Raw genomic sequence first — 24,544 nt, forward strand, 5'->3', positions numbered from 1 at the left:
CGACCATGGAACTGGACCTGACAGGTATTCATCAGCTCGCGGCGGGGCAGGGAATCGATTCTGAAACACTTGACAACGCACTTTCTGAAGCGTTGCTATTGGCTTATAGCAAAACACCACATGCGGCAAAGCACGCCCGCGTCGAACTTGACGATCGCGCCGGTACCTTCACCATCTGGGCGCGGGACGAAAAGCCTGTGGAACCCACCGAGGAGGACCCGCACCCGCGTCCGGAACTCGGTGAGGAATACGATGATACGCCGCACGATTTCGGTCGTCTGGCGGCTTCGACGGCCCGCCAGGTGATTCGTCAGCTCTTCCGTGATGCGGAGGACGAGCGTGTGCTCGGCGCCTTCGCCGGCCAGAAGGGCAAGCTCATCACCGGCGTCATCCAGCAGGACACGAAGGATCCGGCCAATGTGCATGTCGCCGTGGGTGATGTCGAGGCGATTCTTCCCAAGCGCGAGCAGGTGCCGGGCGAGCATTATCGTCACGGCGACCGTCTGCGCGTCTATGTCGTCACCGTCGGCCGTGGCCTGAAGGGTCCCGAAATCGTCGTGTCGCGTTCGCACCCTGAGCTGGTGCGCAAGCTTTTCGAGCGTGAGGTGCCCGAGCTGGTCAGCGGCGCGGTCTCGATCATGGCCATCGCCCGTGAGGCAGGCGCCCGTACGAAGATCGCCGTTCGTGCCAACACCGAAGGCGTCAACCCCAAGGGTGCTCTGATCGGCCCCGGCGGCGCTCGCGTGCGTGCGGTGATGGAAAATCTCGGACCTGAAAAGATCGATATCGTCGACTGGTCGAAGGACCCGGCCAAGTTCGTCGGTTCGGCGCTTTCGCCGGCCGTCGCCACCGGTGTCGACATCGTCAGTGAGAAGAACAAGACGGCCATCGCCTACATCCACGACGACCAGCTTTCGCTCGCCATCGGCAAGGAAGGCCAGAACGCCCGTCTAGCCGCCAAACTCACCGGTTGGAAGATCGGTATCGAGTCCAGCGAGGCCCATACTGCAGCTCTGGCTCAGGCCGCGGCAAAGGCGGCCGAAGAGGGCAAAACGGCAGGAAACGAACAATAGTCTGCAATCCAGCATCACGAGTATGCTGGAAATCAGCAATCCGAGTGCGGGCACGCAGTGTGTCCGCATATCGGCGGAGACGAGGTAACACAATCATGGTCGCACGATGAGTCTGGGTAAGCTCGCCGTAACAATACATTGACCGTGCATGTACGCGCGGTCACAATAGTAGGAGAAAACTGAGTGGCAAAACAGCGCGTATATGAACTCGCTAAAGAGTTTGGCGTAGATAGTAAAGCCGTCCTTCAGAAGCTGAAGGACATGGGGGAGTTCGTCAAATCTGCATCCTCCACAGTGGAAGCGCCGGTCGTCCGCAAATTGCGGGCCGCGTTCCCTCAAAATAATGATTCCGGGGCCGGCAACGCTCCGGCAAAGCCCAAGTCTTCCGCGCACAGCGCCAAACCGAGCAATAGCCATCAGCGCCGAGACACAAGTGCCGCGAAGCCGGGAGAACAGTCTCGCCCGCGTTTCTCTGCCAAGCCTGGCTTCGGTTCTCATCATGAGTCCTCGCGCGGCGAGCAGACGCACGGTTCGCGCCATGAAGGCGGGAACCATGAATACGAAGGCAGCCGCGGCCACAACGAGCACGGTGGTCGCGACCACGGACGTCGTCAGGGCGGCATGCCAGGGTCTCGCAACAATCAGCATTTCGGTGGCAACAACGGAGGTATGAGGCCGGGTGCCAACAATTCGCACAACGGTTCACCGCGTCCAGGTAATGGCGGCGCACAGCCCGCTCCTCATACTGGACATTCCGGTTCCGGGCCTCGACCGGGCAATAACCCCTTCAGCCGCAAGCAGGGCATGCATGTGCCCATGCCTAGCGGCATCCCGCGTCCGCATCCGATGGCGCGTCCCACGGTCAACAACAGCCGTGGTGGACGTAATGGCGGAGGACGCAACGGCGGCCGCGGAGGCTTCCGCAATGGACGTTCCGAGCAGGGCGCAAGGCCAGGGCAGTGGGGTCACAATCGTCCCGGTCAAGGCCAAGGCGAATCCCAAGGTCGCGGCGGCAACCGCTTCGGCGGCGGTGCCGGTGGTGGCGGCTATCAAGGTGGCGGTCCGTCCCGTGGTGGCGGTCGCGGTCGCGGCGGCACTGCAGGCGCATTCGGGCGTCAGGGTGGCAAGTCCTCGAGGGCTCGTAAGAACAGGCTCGCGAAACGTCGTGATTACGAGGAGATCAAAGCTCCTACCATCGGCGGCGTTCGCATCCCGACTGGCAATGGCAAGACCATCAAGCTGCGTCAAGGCGCAACGTTGGCCGACCTCGCCGAGAAGATCAACGTCAATCCCGCCGCGCTGGTGACGGTTATGTTCCACTTGGGCGAGATGGTTACGGCCACCCAGTCCCTCGATGAAGCGACCTTCCAGATTCTCGGTGAGGAAATCGGCTGGAACATCAAGATTGTTTCCGCTGAAGAGGAAGACAAGGAAATCCTCCAGCAGTTCGACATCGATCTGGATGAAGAAGAGCTGCAGGATGACAAGAACCTGAAGCCGCGTCCGCCGGTGGTCACCGTTATGGGCCATGTCGATCACGGCAAGACCCGCCTGCTCGACACCATCCGCAAGACCAACGTCTCCGCGCGTGAGGCCGGCGGCATCACACAGCGCATCGGCGCCTATCAGGTCACCGTCAATCTCGAAGACAAGCCCCGCAAGATCACCTTCCTCGATACCCCTGGCCACGAGGCGTTCACTGCCATGCGTGCCCGCGGTGCCGAGCTCACCGATATCGCGGTGCTCGTTGTCGCGGCCGATGATGGCGTGATGCCGCAGACGGTTGAGGCCATCAACCACGCGCAGGCGGCCAAGGTGCCGATTGTCGTGGCTGTCAACAAGATCGATGTTCCCGGAGCGAACCCCGAAAAGGTGCGCGGCCAGTTGACTGAATTCGGCCTGGTCCCCGAGGAATACGGCGGCGATACCATGTTCGTCGATATCTCTGCGAAGCAAGGCACCAACGTCGACAAGCTACTCGAGGCGATTCTTCTTACCGCTGACGCGGAACTTGATTTGAAGGCCAACCCCGACATGGACGCGCGTGGCGCGACCGTCGAGGCAAGGCTCGACAAGGGCCGCGGTGCCGTGGCGACCGTACTGGTGCAGCAGGGTACGCTCCATGTGGGCGATGCCATCGTGGCCGGTACTTCATATGGCCGCGTGCGTGCGATGCTCAACGAGGACGGCAAGCCGATGAAGGCCGCAGAACCTTCCACACCTGTTCAGGTGCTGGGCCTCACCAGCGTGCCGAGCGCAGGCGACCTCTTCCTGGTCGCCCCCGACGACCGCACCGCCCGTCAGATCGCCGAGAAGCGTCAGGCCTCCGAACGCGCGGCCCAGCTGGCCAAGCGCCGCAAGGTCGTCTCTCTGGAAAGCCTTAAGGAGCAGTTCGCCAAGTCCGAGGTCGACATGCTCAACATCGTCATCAAGGGCGATTCCTCCGGTTCCGTCGAGGCGCTGGAAGATTCCTTGATGAAGATCGACGTTTCCGACGAAGTCGGCATCCAGGTCATCCACCGCGGTGTCGGCGCGATCACCCAGAACGATGTCAACCTGGCAAGCGTGGACAAGGCCGTTATTATCGGCTTCAACGTCCGTCCGAACCGTCAGGTCGCCGATCTCGCCGAGCGCGAGGGCGTGGAGATCAAGTACTACTCCATCATTTACAAGGCAATTGAAGACATCGAGGCGTCCCTTAAGGGCATGCTCAAGCCGGAGTACGAAGAGGTCACCACCTCCCATTCCGAGATTCGCCAGATCTTCCGTTCCTCCAAGTTCGGCAACATCGCCGGCGTCATGGTCCAGGACGGCGAGGTCAAGCGTGGCACCAAGGCGCGTATCCTGCGCAACGGCGTCACCACGGTCAACGATCTGGAGATCACCTCGCTGCGTCGTTTCAAGGACGACGTGCAGTCCGTCAAGGAAGGCTACGAGGCCGGTATCAACCTGGGCTCCTTCAACGACATCCAGGAAGGTGACATCATCGAGACCTTCGAGATGCGCGAGATCGAGCGTAAGGATGGCCAGCCGTCGAAGAAGGACGACAAGTCCGACGATGGTAAGAATGACCTTAAGGCTCCAGAGCCCAAGGCTGATTCGAAGAAAAAGTGAATAGGATGGTCTGAGATTCGTTCAGACTAAACCGATTTTGAGCGTTAGTCGCCCGTTGCGCCGTTGGTTGTGCGCGGCGGGCGACCGCGCTATGTTTAAAGATAGATTCATATTTCGTTAGTGGCACCGCCAACGGCGTCGTGCCTGAAAAACCAAGGAAACGTTATGGCAGGAACCAATCCACGGGCCGCGCGTATCGCGGCATTGATCCAGCGCGTCATCGCCTCGTCGATGGAACGCACTTTGCATGACAAGCGCCTCAACGGTGTCACCATCACCGACGTGCGCGTTACCGGCGATTTGCAGATCGCACGCGTCTACTGGACCCAGCTCGGCCAGGAGGGCAAGGCCGAAGGGGAGCGCAAGCGTGCCGAGCAGGCGCTAAAGCAGGCCACAGGAAGGCTCCGTTCGTTGGTCGGCGCCAAGTCCGGGCTGCGGCTGACCCCGCAGCTGCAATTCATCTACGACGAGGTGCCGAGCGAGGCGCACGAGATCGAGGACATTCTGGTCACCGCACGCAAGCGCGATGAGGAAATCGACAAGGCCCGCGAGACGGCAAAGTATGCCGGGGATGAAAATCCGTATGTCGAGCCGCGCAAGAAGAAGACCGCCGCCGATTTTGAGGATGATGGTGTCGAAGAAGAGTAAACAGCCAGAATTCTCCGGGTTGGTGGTCGTTGACAAGCCGCTCGGCGTGACCAGCCACGACGTGGTGGCGGCCGTGCGCGGGGCATTGCATATGCGTCGCGTCGGTCATGCGGGCACGCTCGATCCTCAGGCTTCGGGAGTCTTGGTCATCGGTTTCGGCCACGGCACACGCCTGCTCAACTACATCGTCGACCATACGAAGACCTACGAAGCCACGATCCGCCTCGGCCAGACGAGCACCACCGACGATTTGGAAGGCGACATCACGACGGTTGCTTCGGTACGGCTGGCGGATGGCTCGTCCCAATATTTAGGCAGTGGTCAACATAGTGGTATGGGCAACGTGCGTGCGTTGACGCTCCGGCAGATTGAGCAAACCATCAAGGAACATCTGACCGGTGAAATCGAGCAGGTGCCGAGTTCCTATTCCGCAGTCCGTGTCAATGGCCGTCACGCCTACGAATTGGCTCGACAAGGCAAAGAAGTGGAACTTGACGCACGTCCAGTCACCATCAGTGAGTTTACTGTGTTGAGCGCTCACAATGTTGAGGCTGTGAATAACGAAAATGAGATGACAGCGTCAGTGGCTCCGATCGTTGACGTAGACGTACGCATCAGTTGTTCAACGGGCACGTATATCCGTTCTCTTGGGCGCGATTTGGGCGAGCTTTTGGGCGTTGGTGGCTACTTGACGAGATTGCGCCGCACGCGGGTCGGCAAGTTTGATCTGACAGATCCACAATTGGCAGACCGTGTGGTCACGGCACACCCCGAACCACACACGTTCACTAATCGTGAGGGCATAACGCTAACCCTGAACAGAGCCGTGCTGGACGTCGATGCCGACGAGCTGAAACGTCGCTCTCTGACGATGTTGGAGGCCGCGCAACGCACGATGCCGGTGCTTCCGATTACGCAACACGATGCCGCTGAGCTTCGTTACGGCCGTCGTCTGAAGATGAACTTGACTCAAGCTGTTGGTAAAGCTCCTGAAATCGTGGAAGCAAACGGTGATACAGCCAAAGTGTCCGGCGATGTAGTCACGTCCACTGCGAGGTCTGCATCGCCCATTCAGTTTGCAGCCGCTTACGTTCCCGAAATCGGCGATGTCGTGGCAATTCTGGAGACGGCCAACGCCCACGAGGTCAAGTCGGCATTGGTTTTTCCAGAGAGGCAGTAGTGACCGGTTTTGATATTGGTTTACTCTGCAGTGAACCTAATGCAGTCGAAAGTGTTAGGTGTTGCGATTGGCGATGTATCCGAGATACCGTATAATACAAAGCGTTGTCTGGTTTTAACGGTTTGAAATTATCGGTATAGGAGACATTATGCGGTTTGGCAGGGGGATGGTGCTCGCATGTGCGGTTATCGCGCTTTCTGTCCTGTGTCCCTCGACTGCTAATGCCTCACCTGTGACAGGCGAGATGTCAACTTCCGCTGTGAGAGATTCTCCTGTTGAGTCCAGTACATCGCCAATCAATCAAAGCGAAAATCTCGCCCCTCAGCCAGCGCTTCAGGGTTTAGAAGGTAATACACAAAGTGGGCGTAATGACACGTCAACTTCCGCTGGGGCGGGGGCTTCCGCAGTCTCTTCTGTGACAGTGGGAACTCCCTCGGGTGCACCTGCTGATTCCGAAACCTCCCAAACCAGCGATAGCAATACTCCCTCCAACCAGCCGGAATCTGCCAATCAGCCGCATAACTCGTTTGATATCGAGCAGAATGGCTCCCAGACATCCGATGCTTCTATTAACAAGTCAGATACCGCGGGCAAGCAAGGGGACTCCGCTTCACAGGTTGATGAGGAGCCGTTAACACCCGCAGCGCAGAGCGGCAGCTGCACACCTAAAACCAATCAGTTGTGGAACGGCAACGGCAACAACACGATGAAATGGGACTTGACCGCCGACTGCCATTTCGTTGTGAAGTCTGCATATGTTGACGCAAACCAATCTTATGATACATTGCCGTGGCAGCCATACCGCCCACAGATCGTCCGTTTTACCATTGAGAGTTGGACGAACACGACAGGATTGACAAACTTGTATGGCATGTTTGCCAATATGAATTCCATGGTCTCCATCAACGGTCTTGAGCATATAAATGTTAGCAACGTTAGTGGCATGTGGCGGATGATTTACTATAATTCGTTGACTTCTCTCGATTTGTCTAGTTGGGACTTCACCAGAATCCTTAATGTGGGGTGGTCTTCAGAAGGTAATGGTCATGGTTATTTTATGAACAACTCTCTGGCGAATCTCATGCGATTGGGCGCAAATCAATGGATGCGAGGTTGTTATCCCACAGGGTCAGCGGGGCAGTTCTGGGGAGGTGACACGCCCGTAAGGAGCAATTGGATTTCAGAAGATCGAACATGGAACGCATCGCAGCATACCTGTGGTAATAGATATGATTTAGGGCCAACACCTACCAAACAGTGGTATGGTGTCCCCGGAACTGTGGCAACTGTGCTTTACGACCTCAACGGCGGAAACGTAGCCGATGGAGCCACTGCGCCTGCCTCGGTTTCGGCGACGTTCCCGGATGGGTTCAAGTCGACCACCGTCACTATGCCTAAAGCCACCGGCTTCTCGCGTGAAGGATATCGTCTGCTCGGTTGGAATCGGAGCCCGACGGCGGCTGCGGCGCAATATACTCCGGGGCAACAGGTTCCGTTTGATGACTTGGTGGAAACGAAACTGTATGCGGTGTGGCAGAAGGCGCCTATCCCAACCCTCGATACCGTTACCTGGCCGCACACGCTGACTGGCGGCGGCACCAGCGTTCACGCTGTCGGTTCGATTGATACTGCCAATGGCGGGCCGCTTGCCACGGACGATAAGTTCGTTGCGCACTGGACGTGGACGGGCACGGACGGAACGACGCATGAGGCCGACACCGACGCAATTCGTGACACATCCGGCAATGGTTGGTCGGCCAACTTCACCGACCTAGCGGCGATCGCAGATGCCGACGGCGTGGGCAAGGGGTTGCAAATCAGTGCCAAGGCGAAGGTCGTCGCTAGCTCGGGCGAGACCAGCGTTTGGTCGAATACAAAAGGCGCGAACGTGGACGTCGTGGCTCCGCATGTGGTCGATGGCGCGAAAGCGAGGGACGGCAACGTTGCTGGCGTGGTGAACAGTTCCGATCAACCGGTCGGCGTCGTGGAGGACGGTGACACGGTGACCGTCGAATGGCTCGATTCAATGGGCGCGGTCATCACTTGGACCGAAAGTAGTGTACCCCATCAGTCTTCGACAGCATCCACGGCTGACGGCGGAAAGTTCTCCATCAACCAGCCGTCAGGTGTTACTGGGGCCCGCAAAGTTCGTATTACGGTTTCCGACAGCAGCGGGAATACGAGCGAACCTATCACGCTGTCGATGGAGGAGACATTGACCTCCCTGCCGATGACGGGCAGCAGCAAGAGTCCGTGGTCGTACCTGCGGCTGGCGCTGGCGTGTGCCGCGGTTCTGGCCATTACGCAATATGTAAGGCGCAAAGTGGCATATCGCCGAGACGACGATTCTCTTATTTCGTGCTGATTGGTATAAATTTATTCCTCTTCTCCTGACTATCATGCTTAAAAGCTACTCTCGATGAATGAAACGTTTGATATAACGTTGCTAGAAAACATACGTTTGGCGGAACGTGATACAAGGTACGTTACTGCCTCTCATAAAGCCTCAAGAATAGGGGGCTTTCGCGCGGGCGGCTTGGCTGATAAAATGGCTAGCGGCAAACGAGACAAAGGATTTTGATGAAGATTACCAGGTTGACACCCGACGCTAACGGATTGGTGGATTGGCCTATCCTCAACTCACGCAAGCGCGCGGTGATGACCATCGGCGTGTTCGACGGCATGCACAAGGGGCATCAGGCCGTGGTTCGTCGCGTCGTGGAGCTGGCGAAGCAGAGCGATTCGCTGGCTGTCGTGATGATTCTCGACCCGCGGCCGGCGCTCGCGCACACTTATGCCGACGAGCACGACGGCATGGACCTCCCGAATGATTTCGTGGACACACAAGCACTGAGTTCCGTCGAACAGCGCGCACGGATTATGGAAAAGCTCGGCGTCGACCGTGTGCTGGTGCTGCACTATACGATGGCGTTCGCGGCCAAATCGTTTCGTTTCTTCCTGGGCCAGATGGTCGGTAAGCTGGGCATGCGTACGCTCGTTCTCGGCCAGGATGCGGCTTTGGGTGCGGGGCGCAAGGGCGATATCAAGGCCATCCAGGAGCTTTGCGAGGCCACGCGAGTCTTCGAGCTCGACGTTGTCGACGATCTGGGGCCCGGCTACACGTGGGTTCCCTCGCATTTCGAGCCGAGGATGCCGGAAGGCATCGGTGAGCCGCAGGACCCGCGGGAAGTCATGAATAAAACAGAACTGCGCGCATGGAGCAAGCAGAACAACTGCCGCAAGGTACGGGTCTGGAGCTCGACCAACGTGCGCTACCTGCTTTCGCAGGGTTGTGTGAAGGCCGCCGCCGAGATTTTGGGACATGATCAGGCCGTCGAAGGCGCGGTGGTGCACGGCGAGCAGCGTGGTCGCGAGATTGGCTTCCCGACCGCGAACCTGGCGCAGGTGGTCGAAGGCTATGTGCCGGTCGACGGTGTGTACGCCGGTTGGCTGGTTGACTTGGGACCGATTGATGACGGCGGAAATGGTGCCAACGGTGCGAACAACGCCGATGCCGGAAACAGAGCGAAAAATACCGAGAAAAGTAATGTGTCAAATAGTGTCGATGTAGCTAATCTCGCATCTCCCTCGGATGAGATGCGCATGGCTCCGGGATCTCCATGGCGCTGGCCTGCCGCGATTTCCATTGGCACCAAGCCGACGTATAGCGACGAGACCGGCATCAACGAGCGCGTCATCGAGCCCTACTGCGTCACCGACGATTGGCTGGAACTTTATGACCACGAGGTACGCGTGGAATTCACACAGTTCCTGCGCGGCCAGGTCAAGTTCGACAGCACCGCCGAGCTCAAGGCCGCTTTGAAGGACTACGCCGACCAGACGTTGGCGATCACGGGAGCGAAGTGATACCAGAATTGGTTGTATTGTCTTGATTCGTTGAACAGCATGTTGGGCGTGTTCCGAAAATATTCATATCTAAGTTCATCAGGTTGAATAATCGGGCATGGCTGTTCCTTGTGAACGATGCGTCAGGTAGTCGCCGCGACGGGGTCGTTTGGTTCTGCATTTTATATGACGTTTGATTGGATATGGCTGCAGGATATTGAATTTGTGAAATAGGAAATATGCAAAAGGGGAGGTTTCCGCAGATTAAAGCGGGAACCTCCCCTTGATGTAAAACGTAATGGCAGGCCCTATTCCGGTTTTATCGAAGTTCGGCCATTACGCGTTCATTTATTGCTTGGCATGCTGTGCTCGGTGTTCGGCTTTGCGGGCGATGTCGAGTGCAACGCCGAACAAGACGGTCACTATGGCGGCGAGCAGTACGGTGCCAGTGGCGGCGCCGGTAGCAGAGAGCTTGCGGTTAGTCTTGTCCGAGGCAGCGTTCTGAGTGTCCTTGGCATCGGGTTTGCCGGAATTCGAATCCTTCTTGGAGTCATTGCCGGGTAGATTGTCGTTGTCGTCGTGATGATCAGTGTTACCGCCGCTTGTGTCGCCGTTGTTGTCGTTACCGGGCGTATCGGCTTGGCCGAGGGTCAGGGGTAACGGAGCGCTGGTATTGCCGACGGTATCGGCCGCAGTGACGGTGACCTGATCGCCTTTCGTGACGCCTTGCGGCCATTGAACGCTGAATGTGCCGTCAGCCTCGCTGGTGGCAGTCGTGGTTAGCGGCGCACCGCTGCGAGTCTCGGTGTCTTTAGCGCTGAACGGTTGCCCCTTGGCATCGAGCCAAGTGAACGTCAGTGTCACTCCGGTTTCGACTGTACGGTTTTGTTGTGCCGATTGGTCAGCAGAGGAAAGTACCTTTCCGCTCACCGTGCCCTTCGTGCTGCCAGAAGGTGCTGTGAAAGCGAGTTCCGTCGCAACAGGAGCGGTGATGTCGACAGGATACTGGGCACAAGTATAGGCCGAGTTTCCGTTGAGTGAGGTGTGCAGCCGCGCACAGAACGTGTATTTCGCACCGGTGCCGGTCTTGTCGTCGCCGAACGCGGAAACCGGGAACTTGGCCGTCCACTTGTTGGCGGAAGCGTCAAGCTTGCTTGCGTCACTTGTCGCGGCGGTTCCCTGACCGGCTTCGGCGTCGTCGGCATTCTTTCCTTCGGGGAGGAGACGTACATCTACGCTGTCACCTGATGTTGCACCAGAGGTATCGCCACTGATGGTCACCGGGTCGGTGGGTGTCTTCCCGCCAACCATCTTCGGTGCATGAGGTGCGTCAATCGTCGGTGTGACTGGCCGGTTGAGATTGACAGTGCTGACAGCGCTGGTGTTGCCGGTTGCATCCTTGGCCTGCACGCTGGCTTTGACGGCGTTGCGGTCACTTGGCCAGTCGAAGGTAAAGGTCCCGTCCGAACCGCTGGTGGCGGTGTCCGCAGGGACGGCGGCAATCGCTGCATCGTCCTTATCGAGCCAAGTGACGGTCACTGTATCGCCGCTCTCGGCTGTAGGGGTGATACCGCTAAGTCCGCTCTCTGCCGTCATCATCTTGCCGGTCACCTTCTTTGATTCGGAAGTTAGGCCGGTTGCCGCTGGAGCGATCATATCGATGTCTTGGGTCTTGGTGACGGTGCTGGAAGGTCCTTCAGCGGTATTCAGTACAGCGCTGAACGAGTAGTTTGCGCCGGAACCTGAAGTATCCAGCGAGAAGTATGAGACCGGTAGTTCAGCAGTCCACGAGTGCTGGGCGTCGGTGCCGACCGCAACCGTCTTGGAGTCGGATGAACCGGTTACGGACACCGTTACGGTGTCGCCTGCTACGGCTTCCGGCGTGGTACCTGTCACTGTCACATTGCCGGTAGCTGGTTCACCATTTTCCGATTTTGGTGCAGTGATGGTATCGATGGTCGGAACGGCGATTTTCCTCCATGAAGCGTATAACGTGACGGTGTCGCCTTCCATCGGGGTGGTAAACGAACTACCTAATGGATATTTGGCTTCGCCGTTATTTCCTTTTTCTGCCGTTTCCGCCCATCCGTTGAAGACATACCCTGTTTTCTTCAGATCGCTTGTTGTGGGAACTTCGAACGATTCGCCCGACAGCATCGACTCGGGTACATCGCCTGATGTGGCTCCGTTGCCATCGAATTGGGTGGCTACTAACCCGTACCACATCGGTGTTGTGGGCGGACCCATGGTTATGGCTTGTGTTCCCTCGTCATAAGGGGTTACAAACGTGGCATGCCATGAATGGTCCTCGCTCATCCATGCTTTGCTCCCGCTTTCTACATCATAATCAAAAAGCCGTGAGGAACTGAAATCCAATTTGGTCTTGGTCCCCAAATAAATCTTGCGTAATGCCGTATCTCCACCAAATATGTAGTATTGATCGTACTGAGGGAAAAGGATACCACCGGTGTCGAATTTGTCATGGAGGTTCAGAGTGACAAGATTCGGGTTGTAAGAAAACATGCCGGACATGTGCTCGACTTTGCTGGTGTCGAACTTGCTGCCCAGGTCAAGGCTGGAAGCATTTGTTATGTTGCAGAACATGTACTCCATATTGGTGACCTTGCTGGTGTCGAATTTGTCGCCCAGGTCAAGGTTTGTCTCTACGCCGTCTTCGCGCCATCCTCCCAAGTCGTTGAACATGTGGGCCATGTTGGTGACGTTGCTGGTGTCGAATTTGTTGCCCAGATCTATGTTTGCAACGTTGAAAAGAACGAACATGTACGCCATGTTGGTGACGTTGCTGGTGTCGAAGTCGTTGCCGAGGTTGAGACTGGTTAATTCATTATCGCCGGATGAGTTATCGTTATTATGTTCATAGTAAAATAAATGACTCATATTGGTGACACCGCTGGTGTCAAGATTGGTCAGATCGATGGAAGTCACTGCAGTATAGTAGGCGAACAAGTACGATGAATCCACTGGAGCCTTTACCGGAGAGTCTATTAGGATCTTGATGACCTTGCTTCGATCCCATGTATTGGTGCCGAAGCCGTTTTCGATTGTCCCCTTGCCTTGGCCGGGATTCTTCGTGCCGAAATGGAGGGTGCAGGAGGAGTCGATCTGCCAATAGGCGTTGTCGCCCCAGTCGTGCTGCGAGTTGTCGGTGCAATCGCTTTGGGGGCCGATGGATGAGCGAGCACCCTGCGTCGGCGCAGGCTTGGGCGAATTGAGCGTTGCGGTTTTCGGCGTTATCCCCGTGTTGGGCGTAGAGAGCTTTGGCGCGGACTGCGAAGGTACAGAAGGTTTGGTTGAAGATGTGCTTTTCTGTGAGGGGTTCCTGTCAGAGGAGGCGATGTTTCCGTCATTGGCCGTCTGGGCGGCTGTGTTATCGGAGTTGGCTGCGCCTTTGGTGCCGGTTGTTGCTGTATTGCTGTCGTTGGTGGCCTTGTTGCCGTCTTCATGCTGCCTATCCGTCGCTTTCACCACGGCCGATGGAGGCACATCTCCCTCGATTGGTGCTGCGGCGCTTGCCAGCTGCGGGGCCATGATAGTAGCTGCAGCAGCGAACAGCGCAACTGAAATACGTACGATAGTGTGGGCTTGTCGCTTCCCCATTGTTCCGTCCCTTTTCCTTTCCTTCGAAGTGCGTATGTGAATGTAAGAACACGGCATTGTCAATGTGATAAAATTCACACGCAATACAACTGTATCATAATCGATAATTAAAATCGCAGAAGGATAAATTAGAAGAAAAAGAGTTTTCGTATTTTTTATTATTGGTTTATTGTATTATTGTCGTATTTTATCGAGAGTCTTTTCGTGAAGTGCTGATGGTTGGTATCCGTTGAGAGGGTCGCGGCACGACTGGCGTTGAAGAATTGATCAATCTTGCCGCGATTGATTATTCGTGACTTGCTATCAGCATGATGGTGTTTCAAGTGCCTGTTGATGTTGTTTAAAAACCGATTATTTTGTATGTCTTCTTCTGCCGGTCATTCCAGTGTGAAGCCGTCGAAGGTAAAGCCGGGGCTCACCACGCAGGAGACTAGCGCGTCGCCCTTGCCGGGGATGGTGCGCTGCCAGCAGCCTTCGGGGATGGCGTGCTGGCCGACCGGCTCGACGGCGGCAGGAGAAGCGTCGGTCGTGCGGCCAGGTTGCGCGCTGAGACCGGTCCGCGCCGGATTGATGCCGGCGATGTCCTGTCCCAGCGTGATGAGCGTGCGTTTCGACTCGTCGGCCTCTGGCGCGTCGCCGTACCCACCGAGCTCAAGGCCGACGGTGGCAGGCCCGTGCCAGAGCCAGATTTCGTCGGCGTCCACCTTGTGCCAGGCGCTCGCGTCGCCCTCCGGTAGCAGGAAGTAGATCAGCGAGGCCAACGGACGCTTGCCCGAGGCCGCGTCGGTCGACTCCGAAGTATCGTGTCGGGCGGCATCCTGACCGGCTTCGACGGCCTTGCGGCTCAGCCAGGTCTGACGGTACCAGCCGCCCTCCGGATGCGCCTCAAGACCCAGCGCCTTCACGACGTACTGCGCGTACTTGCTCATATCCTGAAATGCAACGCTCATCGTTGTATCCCCTCCAATAATGAATGTTCTCGGAAACAAAGAGCCGGCTTTTACCGACGTTATGGCTTATGTCGGAGTTTATTTTATCAATTCCTTGGGGACCGGCTGCAGACGAGATTCTTTGATGCAATGTTTTAGTTGGTGAGGTTTGGCAATACGTTATTAAGAGGAATCTAACTGATTGTTTGTGTTTTTTCGTGATTGGAATCGTCCATACTCAGGATTTTCAAGGTTGAAAAATCAGGGATGTTTCAGGGTGTTCCCCGATACGGTTTTCCGATTTCTGCCCGTAGGGTGGAAACGTGAACGGGGCGGTGACGACGATGCCGGCCTGAGGTAAGGCTTAAAGGAGAACGAAGATGATACAAACCCTCGAAGCGCCGTTGGTGACGCAGCATGGCATACCGAAAACTGCGGCAACCGTTACGGATGCGCATTCGGATGAGCCTCTAGATGCCGATACGGATTCGATATGGAATATGAATTCATGGGCAAGTGTGAATGAGGCCATGCCGACACCTCGCCGGGTTCGCCGTTCTTTACATTTATCCTTTGTTCGCTTGTTACCGCACAAGCACCGTTCCCGTAAAGGCATCTCGCCGTGGGGTGTCTCGGTGCTTGTGGGGACGTTCGTCGGCATGGTCGTCATCCTCCTCGGCGTCGCGACTCTGACGTCGGCGATTTCATGGTTTTGATGACGGTTAAAGCATTATCTTCCTTTGGAAACGCCCAACGCATCCAGCGCATCGCGCAGAGACGAGACTTCTACGATTTCTAAGCCCTTGACAGCCTTGAGACGACGCTTGCCGCGATGGGTGGGCACCACGGCGCGGGTGAAGCCTAGGCGCGCCGCCTCATTGAGGCGGTGACTGAGCTGGGGAACGGGGCGTACTTGGCCGGTGAGTGAAATCTCGCCCATCGCGCAGGTGGTGCGGTCGATGGGTTTGCTGGTGGCGGCGCTCGCCAATGCGGCGACGATGGCGAGATCGCAGGCTGGTTCTTTCGCCAGACCGCCGGCGATGGTGGAAACGTAGAGGTCATTGGCCAGGAGATTCACGCGCCCGTGGCGGTACAGCACCGCCGAAAGCATGGCCAGACGGTTCGCGTCGATGCCGTTGGTGTTGCGGCGCGGGGTCGGCAAGACGGATTTGGTGACCAACGCCTGCACCTCGATCGGCAGGCTGCGGTGGCCGTCGAGCGTGAAGGTGACGCAGGTGCCTTCGACCGGCGCGTCTTCGGTCGAAAGGAACAGGCCGGAGGGGTCAGTGACCTCTTCGATACCCTCGCCGCTCATGTCGAAACAGCCCACCTCGTCGGTCGGGCCGAAACGGTTCTTGGCGGCATGCAGCATGCGCAGCGCGGTGACGCGATCGCCCTCGAACTGGCAGACCACGTCGACCAGGTGCTCGAGCGTGCGCGGACCGGCGATCGATCCGTCCTTGGTGACGTGGCCGACCAGCATGACCGGGATGTCAAGCGTTTTGGCGGTGTCGATCAGGGCGCTGGCCACCTCACGCACCTGCGTGGAGCCACCGGAGATGCCATCGACGTCCTGTGAGACGATGGTCTGCGCCGAATCCACGATGGCGAGGCTCGGCTTCTCCTGCTCGATCAGCCCGAGCACCGTGGCCAAGTCGGTGGTGGCAGCCAGAAGCAGGTTGTCTTCGAGCGCGTTGATGCGGGAAGCCCGCATGCGCACCTGTGCCTGCGATTCCTCGCCGGAAATATAGAGAACGGATTTCTTGGGATTGTCGCGCGCTACGTTACCGGCGGTTTCCAAGAGCAACGTCGATTTGCCGATGCCCGGTTCGCCGGCGACCAGCACGACCGAACCTGGTACGATGCCGCCACCCAGCACTCTGTCGAATTCGCCGAAGCCGGTGGGGATTCGCTTCACCCCTTCGGTGGAGATTTCAGTGATTGGCTTGGCCGCGGCACTGCCGGCGATGACCGCGGAACTGGCCTGTGTGCGCGAGGTGCGTCCGGGTGCGGCAGTGCGAGACGCGGCGGTGGGTCGTGCCTCGTGGAATTCCTCAATGGTGCCCCACGCTCCGCACTCGGGGCAGCGCCCGTACCATTTCACACCGTTCCAACCGCACTCCGAGCAGACGTACTGTGTCGCATTCTTAGCCATGATGCCGACGCTAGCCAATTTCTCCGACAAGGGCAAGTCGGTCGACAGGAAATCATGAATACAGTACATTCCCCGTAAACGATTCCTTCACCAATCGAAGATGAGAGTCCTAAAACCGGTATATTACAAAATAATCGATATCTTGGTGCACCAAGTCCGCGGAATTGACGTAATTGAGTGCCGATTCCTCATTTTTTAGCCCTCTTGGTGCGCCAAGTACCCCAAAAATTACAGAATTCATATCAATTCTTTGATTTTTGCCCCTCTTGGTGCACCAAGAATGCGAAAACGCGGGAATTGGATGATATTAACGGCTTGGGTTGCGTCGTGAAGATGAAATTATTATTGATTTCCCAATGGCTTCAGCGTCAGCCCGATGTGAAATAATGACGGCTATGTCGAGTGAACAAAAATCTTCTTCTCATGGCAAATTGATTGCTGTCGTTGTCGCGGCCGCTGTGGTCATCGTTTTCGCCTTGCTTTCCGCGTTTGTTTGGCCGGGCTGGGCGATGAACAAGTCAGCCAGTGAAGAGCAGAAGCAGCAGCAGACGACATCGGCCAAACCGGAGCCCACCACGCCGAGTATCAAGGCCAAGGAATTGCCGCAAGATGCCACGCCGCTTTTGAAGGCGATGCCCGACGCTGTTCTCAATTTCGCTCGTACTGAGTCCGCACCGAGCGCCAATTGGACTTCCGCCTCGCCGCTGGAGGAGTATACGCTCACTTATTCGACGGGCAATGCGGCCAAGGACGTCACTTTGGTTGTTGCGCAATGGTCCAGCGCTGACGGCGCTAAAACCCAATACGGCACGCTGACCGGAGCGCTGAAAGGCACGGATGTAGCAAGTGGCGATGTCAAGGTTTCCGGCAATGCCACGGGCAAATACGTGGTGAAGGCCAGCGGCGGCAAAAATAAGACTGCTACGGCCGTTTGGCAGAATGATACCGTAGTCTTCCAAGCCACGGGCCCCAAGGATTCGATCCAGCGGTTCTATTCGAAGTTCCCGCTATAGTTCGATATTCTGGAACGGCAGCTATCAATTGGCGAAATTGACGGAATCGGCAGGTTCGTTGTTCGATTAGCGTGTGATTGTCAAAAATTGGGATATGGCGTTTTAAGTCGGCAAGAGCGAGTAAGATAAGTCAAGTTGCAAACTTACAGTCAAGGATTGGAGGCTTCAGATGGGTTCTGTCATCAAGAAGCGCCGCAAGCGGATGAGCAAGAAGAAGCACCGCAAACTGCTGCGTAAGACTCGTCATCAGCGCAAGTAGTGATATAAAGCTTTTCATAAAAGGTTCGGGGTCGTTCGGCTTCGGGCCTTTTTGTTTTGTGGATGGCTCGGGCATCCAACGGCCGGCAAAGTCGAAGCGCTGCGGATACTACAACGTCGATAGGCGAATCAGCAGGAAAAGTGGGATATGTGGCAAAGCGCGTGATATTGCTATCATGTCGCGTAAAAGACTGGCAAGCCGGCCGTTTTCGTGAAACGATGAAAATATGGCACAAATAACTTTAGGTGGCGTGGCCACCAATACTGTAGGAAATCTCCCGGCCGTTGGCTCAAAGGCCCCGGCTTTCACCCTCGCTGACGGCGACCTGAACGATTTCGACTCGTCCAAGTTCGCAGGCAAAAAGGTTGTCATCAACATCTTCCCGTCCATCGACACAGACGTTTGCTCGATGTCGGTGCGTAAGTTCAACCAGATGGCCGACGAGCTCGAAGACACCGTCGTGGTCTGCGTTTCCAAGGACCTCCCATTCGCGCAGGGTCGTTTCTGCGGTGCAGAGGGGATCAAGAACGTCGTGACTGGTTCCGCGTTCCGTTCCTCGTTCGGCGAGGACTACGGCGTGACCATCGCCGACGGCGGCATGCGTGGCTTGCTTTCGCGCGCTGTCGTGGTGGTTGATCGCGACGGTAAGGTCGCCTACACGCAGCAGGTTTCAGAAATCGGCACCGAGCCCGATTACGACGCCACTCGCAAGGCCGTCGAAGCGCTTTAATAAGCGGGTAAGAGCTTGAATAAAGCCCGGTGATTGTTATGTAAAAACCGGTGTGCAACTCACTAATGAAAGGTTGCACACCGGCTTTTACTATGCGATTTCGACTATCGGACTCAGTTCTCCGAGACTGTCAGAATTCGCGGGCCGTTCGGGTTGCCCACGATGACCTTGTCCACGCGGTTGAGGAAGAGGCCGTGCTCTACCACACCGACCGTATTGATGAGGTCTTCGGCGAGATCCTGCGGGTGGTCGATGCGCTCCAAGTGCAGGTCGACGACGTAGTTGTTCTCGTCGGTGCGTACGTCAGTGCCGTCGGCGTTCTTGCGCAGGACTGGCTTGTATCCCTTAGCTTCGAACTTCTTGATGACATGGGCGGCACCGAAGGGAATGACCTCGACTGGCAGCGGGAACTTGCCGATAGTGTCGACTACCTTGGATTCGTCGACGATCCAGATGTTGTAGTTGGAGTTCTCGTTGACGATCTTCTCCCAAAGCAGGGCTGCACCGCCGCCCTTGATGCCATTGAAGTTCTTGTCCACTTCGTCGGCGCCGTCGATGGTCAGATCGATGTGATCCACATCGTCGATGTCGACAATCTTAATGCCGTAGCCTTCGGCCTGCTTGGCGGTACGACGGGAAGTGGTCACGCCCGTGAACTTGAGACCTTCCTCCTGTGTGCGACGGCCGAGTTCGTCGACCAGGAAGCGCACGGTCGAACCGGTGCCGAGGCCCGCGATCATACCGTCCTTGATGAATTTGGCTCCTTCGATACCGGCAGCCTTTTTCAGTGCGTCTTGTTGTTCCTTATCCATTGGTACTCCTTTTAACAGGCCAGCTCGGTCATATAGTGACGAGCGTCACTGTCCATAGTATCGGTGTTCCGATACTTTTATTTGTGTTCATGTTTTGTTTGTTTCTGTCACTTTTTGTGATTCTCGTTGGCAATGAGGAACGGGACATTATTCAGCACAATGGTGCCGTCACCGGCCACATATCCGTCGATGGCGATAATGCCGCGGATGTGCCGTGGACGGCCGTTGTATGTCGGGCTGGTTTGCGGCGCTGGCGAAAAGCGCAACGTGCCGTTCACACTCAGCCCGTTGTGGATATATCGAGGTTCCGGATTCGTTTCTGGCTTCGGGCTGGAACCGATGGCGCGGGATGTGTCGCTGCTCTCATCGTTTTCGGCCGCGGCGGCATCGTCGTTGGTGACGATATCAACGGTATCGTTATTGGCGTTAGCGCCCGCACTAACACCAGCATCGGCGTTCGTGTCGTCATCAGTATCGGCGTCGTCATCATCGTTTTCATCGGTGGTGGTGTCGATATTGCCTTCGTCGTCTGTGTCGGTATCGTCGGATTTGTGGCCGTTGTCGGTGTCGGCACTCATACCGTTCAATCTGTCATCGGTGTCATCGTGATTGTCGGCGTCATCGTGATTATTGGTGACGTCGTTATTGTTGGCTTTATCGTCGCCGCCAGTGCCGTTGGTATCGGTGTTCTCGGATACTGAAGATGCATTCGTTTCAGCTGAGCGTTCGGCCTCGCCGGCTTTTGCGGATTTGTCCGCTTCGTCAGGTTTACCGGATTCGCTCGTCTCACCTGCAACCGGCAACTCGGTTTCGGTAGCGGCCTCGCTCCGGTCAGCAGGAATGGTGACGTCGTCTCCTACAGGCGAATCGCTGAAATTCGGATGAGAACGTACGGTTCGGCCGATCGTATCCGGCTTTTCTTCGTCTTCGTCTTCGTTTTGACGGGCGTTTTCATCCGCCGTTTCGTCATTCTCGGCCGCTCGATGATGCGCGACTATCGGCTTGCGCCCGCTGAAATCGTACTCGGGCACGCCTTCGGGCTGAGCAAGTCGTTCGGCGAGCGTCGGTTTGTGGGAAGTCGAAACGTCAGTCTGGCCGGTTGTGTTTCCATTCTCTGTGCTCTGGCTGCCGCTTTCATCGGAATCGTCCTCGTTTCCGCCATCAAGTCCGCCGCCTGACTGCGTACCGCGCCCGAGATGATACTGTTCCTCGGTGATTTTGCCGTCGATAAGCATGCGTGCGTCGGCGGGGATATCCACGCCCTTGGCATAGGCTGAGGCGAGCAGCGACTGCCAGCCTTCCAGCGGCAGGTAGCCGTCCTTGACCCCGCTGCGCGCGTCGCCGGAGTAGGTATGGGCGAGGTCGTCGACCTTCTCGTTGCCGGGATTGCCGTTGTGCCCCTTGACCCACACGAACTTGACCGGGCCGGGCCGGGCGGCGATTTCCGCGTCGATGGCCTTGATTAGCGGCGCGTTCTTTACGGGCTTCTTCTGTGAGTTCTTCCACCCGTTCTTCTTCCACCCTTTGACCCAGGTGGTCGAGCAATTGATGGCGTACTGCGAGTCGGTTTCGATGGTCAGCGGTTCAGCGCCACGGTGCGCCCGCAATGCCTCGAGCACCGCGCAGAGCTCACCGATCTGGTTGGTGCCGTTGGTGGCGCCGCCCGCGTCGCTGTCGCCGTCGTGCTGGTGGCCGTCGGTCCGTGCCGCGTTCGCAGCGTGGTCAGCCCAAGCCCATCCCATCGGCCCGTTGGGGTTGCCCAGTGCGCTGCCGTCCGTAGAAACCGTAATAGTCATGTTTCCAAGGTTACGTGCCGGCGGCGAAAACACAAAGGTCGGTCGGTAGGATTTTTGAAACCGCTTGATTGCGCTGTTTCAATGTTCCTATCGACCGACCTTTGTGCTATTGGTTAATCGTCCAACGCCTTGTCGACCACGTCGGTGGCCTCGGCGAGGACTTGGTCGAGAGCCTCGGGGGAGACGAACGACTCGGCGTAGATCTTGTAGATGTTCTCGGTGCCGGAGGGGCGAGCGGCGAACCAGTTGTTCTTGGTGGTCACCTTGATGCCGCCGATCGGAGCGTCGTTGCCGGGCGCGCGCGTGAGCTTGGCGGTGATGTTCTCGCCGGCCAGCGTAGTGGCGCTGACGGATTCGGGGGTGAGGTCAGCGAACTTCTGCTTTTGCTCGAGCGTGGTCGGCGTATCGACGCGCTTGTACCAGCTTTCGCCGAATCGCTCGACCTGCTCCTGGTGCAGCTGCGCTGGATTCTTGCCGGTCTTGGCGGTGATCTCGGCGGCCAAGAGGTCGGGGATGATGCCGTCCTTGTCGGTGGTCCACACGTGGCCGTCGCGGCGCAGGAAGCTCATGCCACTGCTCTCCTCGCCGCCGAACGCGACTTTGCCGGTGAAGAGCGGGTCCACGAACCACTTGAATCCGACCGGCACCTCTACCAGTGGCGCGCCGATGGAGGCGGCCACGCGGTCGATCAGCGAGGACGAGACCAGCGTCTTGCCGACGCCGGTACCCTCGGGCCAGCCGGGGCGCGCGCCGCCGAAGAGGTAGGCGATGCATACGGCGAGGTAGTGGTTCGGGTTCATCACGCCCCAGTCGGGGCAGACGATGCCATGACGGTCGGCGTCCGGGTCGGTGCCGCCCACGAGGTCGTACTTGCTCCATGCCCCGGCGTTCAGCTCGTCGACCAGCCCCTTCATCGCATACTGCGAGCTGGGGTCCATGCGGATCTTGCCGTCGTGGTCGATGGTCATGAACCGCCAGGTCGGGTCGACCTCGGGGCGCACCACGCCGATGTTGAGACTATACTTTTCGTTGATGAGCGGCCAATAGTTGACGCTCGCGCCGCCCAGTGGGTCGATTCCCAGGCGCACGCCGGAGGAGCGGATGGCGTCGAAGTCGATGACGTCGCCGAGGTCGCTGACGTAGTGGTCGCGGTAGTCGAAGCGTTCGACCAGCGGGGACTTGATGGCCTCGTCGTACGGCACTCGCTTGACGTCGCGGAAGTGGCCCAGCAGCTCGTTGGCGCGGTTGGCGATGGCTTCAGTCGCTTCGGCCGGGGCCGGACCGCCGGTGACCGGGTCGTACTTGAAACCACCATCGGTGGGCGGGTTGTGCGAGGGGGTCACCACGATGCCGTCGGCCAGGCCCTTGCCTTCGAAGCGTTGCGATCCGTCGGCGGCGCGGTTGTGGGTGAGGATGGCATGCGAGATGACTGGGGTAGGCACGAAGTCGTCGCGTGAGTCGATGCGCACGGTGACGCCGTTGGCGACGAGCACCTCGATGGCCGTCTTCATCGCTGGGGCCGACAGGGCGTGGGTGTCGCGGCCGAGATAGAGCGGCCCGGTCACGCCCGCTTTCTTGCGGTATTCGGCGATGGCCTGGCTGATCGCGACGATATGCGCCTCGTTGAACGAGGTCTTCAGCGACGAGCCGCGGTGGCCGGAGGTGCCGAACGAGACGCGCTGCGCCGGGTCGGTGGGGTCGGGGATGGCGTCATAGTATTTTCCGATGACCTCATCGACGTCAATGAGGTCGGCTTGTGTGGCGGGTTTGCCCGCATTATTTGCAACCATGCTTCCATTGTGCCACAGTCGCGCGGCGGAAGCGCGAAATTTGTGCGCTGTCACAACCAATCGCACAAGGCGATTGTGCGAACTGAGATATCTGATGTATAAAAAGTGCATTTTACATGCGTCAATATGCACTTTCTTAACGCTAGCGTCAAAAAAGTGCATTTGGAAAAGTCCAATATGCATTTTTCTCACGGTGCCGTCAAAAAAGTGCGTTTAACGGGGGCTAAAGTGCACTTTTTGTACAGTTCTGGGCCGCAGCAGCTGAGACGCGCTGAAACACGATAGTGAGTTGATGGCTGGAAATGCGAAGCGAAACGAGCGAGTCATTGTTGGACGATTTGGTGCCTATAGCGGTCAGCCGGTTGGAAAATGTCATATAAATTCTTCTATCAGCGCCAAAGCCGACCTACGTATTGCGACGCCCTTACGATGAAACGGGAGAAATAACCTGTCAACCTACGTTTGAGGCATTTCCATGACATTTTACGGTATCAATTACCTGCAGAACCAGCACGGCATCAACCAGGTCGTCCGGTTCGTCATCATCATCGCGCTATGCGTGGCGCTGGTCGCGTTCTTCGTGCTCTATCTGCGGCACCGGCTCAAAACGAAATACCGGGACCTGGGCATCATAGCGCTGCTTCTGGTGGTACTCGTGCTTGGCAGCGGCTATACACAGTTCCAGCAAAGCGAGACGGCCAGCGCAAAAAGCGAGCAGATGGTCAGCTTTGTCCAACACGTCGCCAAGGAGCGGCACGTTTCCGAAAACGACGTGCTGGTCAATTCGAAATATCTGAACCAGGACGTCATCGTCAAAATCGGTGACAAATACTATACGGTCAACCTCAACACGGACTACACCGCCTACAAACTCACCGAAACCCACATGCTCGCCGACGTCAAAGAAGAAAAGTAAGGAATCGCCATGCTCATCAGTACCACACTCATTGTCAAACTCGTCGTGGGCATCGCCTTCCTGATCGTCCACATCAACCTTTTCGGCAAGTCCAACCTCGCACCCACCAGCGCCATGGATCAGATCCAGAACTACGTGCTCGGCGCCATCATCGGCGGCGTGATCTACAACGAGCAGATCACCGTGCTTCAGTTCATCTTCGTGCTGATCACGTGGATGCTCCTGTGCATGCTCATCAAGTTCGGCAAGGAGAACAGCCGGCCAATCAAGAAACTCATCGACGGCAGCCCTGTCATGCTCATCTCGCACGGCAAGGTCGATGTCGCCACCTGCATGCGCAAGGGCGTTTCGGCCAGCGACCTGATGCTCAAGCTGCGCTCGCAGGGAGTCTATGAGGTCTCTAAAGTATTGAAAGCATACTTCGAGCAGAACGGCCAGTTGACCGTCATCTGCTACGGCGACGAGACGCTGCGCCTGCCGTTGATCGTCGACGGGCAGGTCGACACGGACGTGTTGGAGGCCATCGGCCACGACAAGGATTGGCTCGAGGACGAGGTCAAAAAGCAGGGTTACGACGGCACCAGCGGCGTGTACATCGGCGAGTACGTCTCCAAGAAGCTGGAGTTGACCGGTTACGCGAAGTAGGCGTGAAGTGGGCGGGGAAG

The 24,544-nt window shown here is 57.3% G+C and carries 16 protein-coding genes and 2 pseudogenes; 12 read left to right on the forward strand and 6 right to left on the reverse strand.

Features of this window, described 5'->3' with window-relative positions; all coding sequences use genetic code 11:
- Positions 1-5 precede the first annotated feature (5 nt).
- From nusA to OZX70_RS02425, 6 genes and pseudogenes are all read left to right on the forward strand, one after another.
- On the forward strand, positions 6-1,073 hold the full coding sequence (gene nusA / locus OZX70_RS02400) for a transcription termination factor NusA (RefSeq protein WP_277146318.1): 1,068 nt from the start codon (positions 6-8) through the stop codon (positions 1,071-1,073).
- A 183-nt stretch (positions 1,074-1,256) separates the two neighbouring features.
- Positions 1,257-4,094 (forward strand): annotated as a pseudogene (gene infB / locus OZX70_RS02405) (translation initiation factor IF-2); the annotation flags it as partial.
- A 258-nt stretch (positions 4,095-4,352) separates the two neighbouring features.
- Positions 4,353-4,835, forward strand: coding sequence for a 30S ribosome-binding factor RbfA (rbfA, locus tag OZX70_RS02410; RefSeq protein WP_277181655.1), 483 nt, complete (start codon positions 4,353-4,355; stop codon positions 4,833-4,835).
- Positions 4,819-6,015, forward strand: coding sequence for a tRNA pseudouridine(55) synthase TruB (locus OZX70_RS02415; RefSeq protein ID WP_277181656.1), 1,197 nt, complete (start codon positions 4,819-4,821; stop codon positions 6,013-6,015). Before rbfA ends, OZX70_RS02415 begins: the two co-directional genes overlap by 17 nt.
- Positions 6,016-6,163: 148 nt before the next feature.
- A complete protein-coding gene (locus tag OZX70_RS02420; RefSeq protein ID WP_277181657.1) occupies positions 6,164-8,380 on the forward strand; it encodes an InlB B-repeat-containing protein in 2,217 nt (738 codons plus the stop codon).
- 215 nt (positions 8,381-8,595) lie between these two features.
- A complete protein-coding gene (locus OZX70_RS02425; RefSeq protein ID WP_277181658.1) occupies positions 8,596-9,882 on the forward strand; it encodes a riboflavin kinase in 1,287 nt (428 codons plus the stop codon).
- 327 nt (positions 9,883-10,209) lie between these two features.
- Here OZX70_RS02425 and OZX70_RS02430 read toward each other — a convergent pair whose 3' ends face one another.
- Positions 10,210-13,479 carry a BspA family leucine-rich repeat surface protein gene (locus OZX70_RS02430; protein WP_277181659.1) on the reverse strand — a complete coding sequence of 1,090 codons (3,270 nt, stop codon included), beginning with the start codon at positions 13,477-13,479 and terminating at the stop codon, positions 10,210-10,212.
- A 377-nt stretch (positions 13,480-13,856) separates the two neighbouring features.
- Positions 13,857-14,429 carry a cupin domain-containing protein gene (locus tag OZX70_RS02435; protein ID WP_277182076.1) on the reverse strand — a complete coding sequence of 191 codons (573 nt, stop codon included), beginning with the start codon at positions 14,427-14,429 and terminating at the stop codon, positions 13,857-13,859.
- Positions 14,430-14,788: 359 nt separating this feature from the next.
- On the opposite strand from OZX70_RS02435, the gene OZX70_RS02440 reads away from it, so the two are divergent.
- Entirely contained in the window at positions 14,789-15,124 is a 336-nt protein-coding gene (locus tag OZX70_RS02440; RefSeq protein WP_277181660.1) for a hypothetical protein, read from the forward strand.
- A gap of 14 nt (positions 15,125-15,138) precedes the next feature.
- Here OZX70_RS02440 and radA read toward each other — a convergent pair whose 3' ends face one another.
- Positions 15,139-16,563, reverse strand: coding sequence for a DNA repair protein RadA (gene radA, locus OZX70_RS02445; protein WP_277181661.1), 1,425 nt, complete (start codon positions 16,561-16,563; stop codon positions 15,139-15,141).
- 395 nt (positions 16,564-16,958) lie between these two features.
- Between radA and OZX70_RS02450 the strand changes: the two genes are divergently transcribed.
- From OZX70_RS02450 to tpx, 3 genes are all read left to right on the forward strand, one after another.
- Entirely contained in the window at positions 16,959-17,576 is a 618-nt protein-coding gene (locus OZX70_RS02450) for a hypothetical protein (protein ID WP_277181662.1), read from the forward strand.
- A gap of 169 nt (positions 17,577-17,745) precedes the next feature.
- A complete protein-coding gene (locus OZX70_RS02455) occupies positions 17,746-17,835 on the forward strand; it encodes an AURKAIP1/COX24 domain-containing protein (protein WP_004268639.1) in 90 nt (29 codons plus the stop codon).
- Positions 17,836-18,061: 226 nt separating this feature from the next.
- Positions 18,062-18,565 (forward strand): thiol peroxidase, encoded by a 504-nt coding sequence (tpx, locus tag OZX70_RS02460; RefSeq protein WP_277181663.1) that lies wholly within the window; start codon positions 18,062-18,064, stop codon positions 18,563-18,565.
- A gap of 113 nt (positions 18,566-18,678) precedes the next feature.
- Here the strand turns inward: tpx and rpiA are convergent, their stop codons facing one another.
- From rpiA to pgm, 3 genes and pseudogenes are all read right to left on the reverse strand, one after another.
- Complete coding sequence (gene rpiA, locus OZX70_RS02465) at positions 18,679-19,377, reverse strand: ribose-5-phosphate isomerase RpiA (protein ID WP_277181664.1); 699 nt, start codon at positions 19,375-19,377, stop codon at positions 18,679-18,681.
- A 1,187-nt stretch (positions 19,378-20,564) separates the two neighbouring features.
- Positions 20,565-21,173 (reverse strand): annotated as a pseudogene (locus OZX70_RS02470) (ribonuclease H); the annotation flags it as partial.
- 113 nt (positions 21,174-21,286) lie between these two features.
- On the reverse strand, positions 21,287-22,963 hold the full coding sequence (pgm, locus tag OZX70_RS02475) for a phosphoglucomutase (alpha-D-glucose-1,6-bisphosphate-dependent) (RefSeq protein ID WP_277181665.1): 1,677 nt from the start codon (positions 22,961-22,963) through the stop codon (positions 21,287-21,289).
- Positions 22,964-23,438: 475 nt separating this feature from the next.
- Here pgm and OZX70_RS02480 point away from each other — a divergent pair, with 475 nt between their 5' ends.
- Positions 23,439-23,879 (forward strand): DUF3290 domain-containing protein, encoded by a 441-nt coding sequence (locus tag OZX70_RS02480; protein WP_277181666.1) that lies wholly within the window; start codon positions 23,439-23,441, stop codon positions 23,877-23,879.
- 9 nt (positions 23,880-23,888) lie between these two features.
- The gene (locus OZX70_RS02485) at positions 23,889-24,524 is read left to right on the forward strand and encodes a DUF421 domain-containing protein (RefSeq protein ID WP_277181667.1); all 636 of its coding nucleotides are present in this window, start codon (positions 23,889-23,891) and stop codon (positions 24,522-24,524) included.
- Positions 24,525-24,544 lie beyond the last annotated feature (20 nt).

Origin of the sequence: Bifidobacterium sp. ESL0732, assembly GCF_029395535.1 — a bacterium.
GTDB lineage: Bacteria > Actinomycetota > Actinomycetes > Actinomycetales > Bifidobacteriaceae > Bifidobacterium.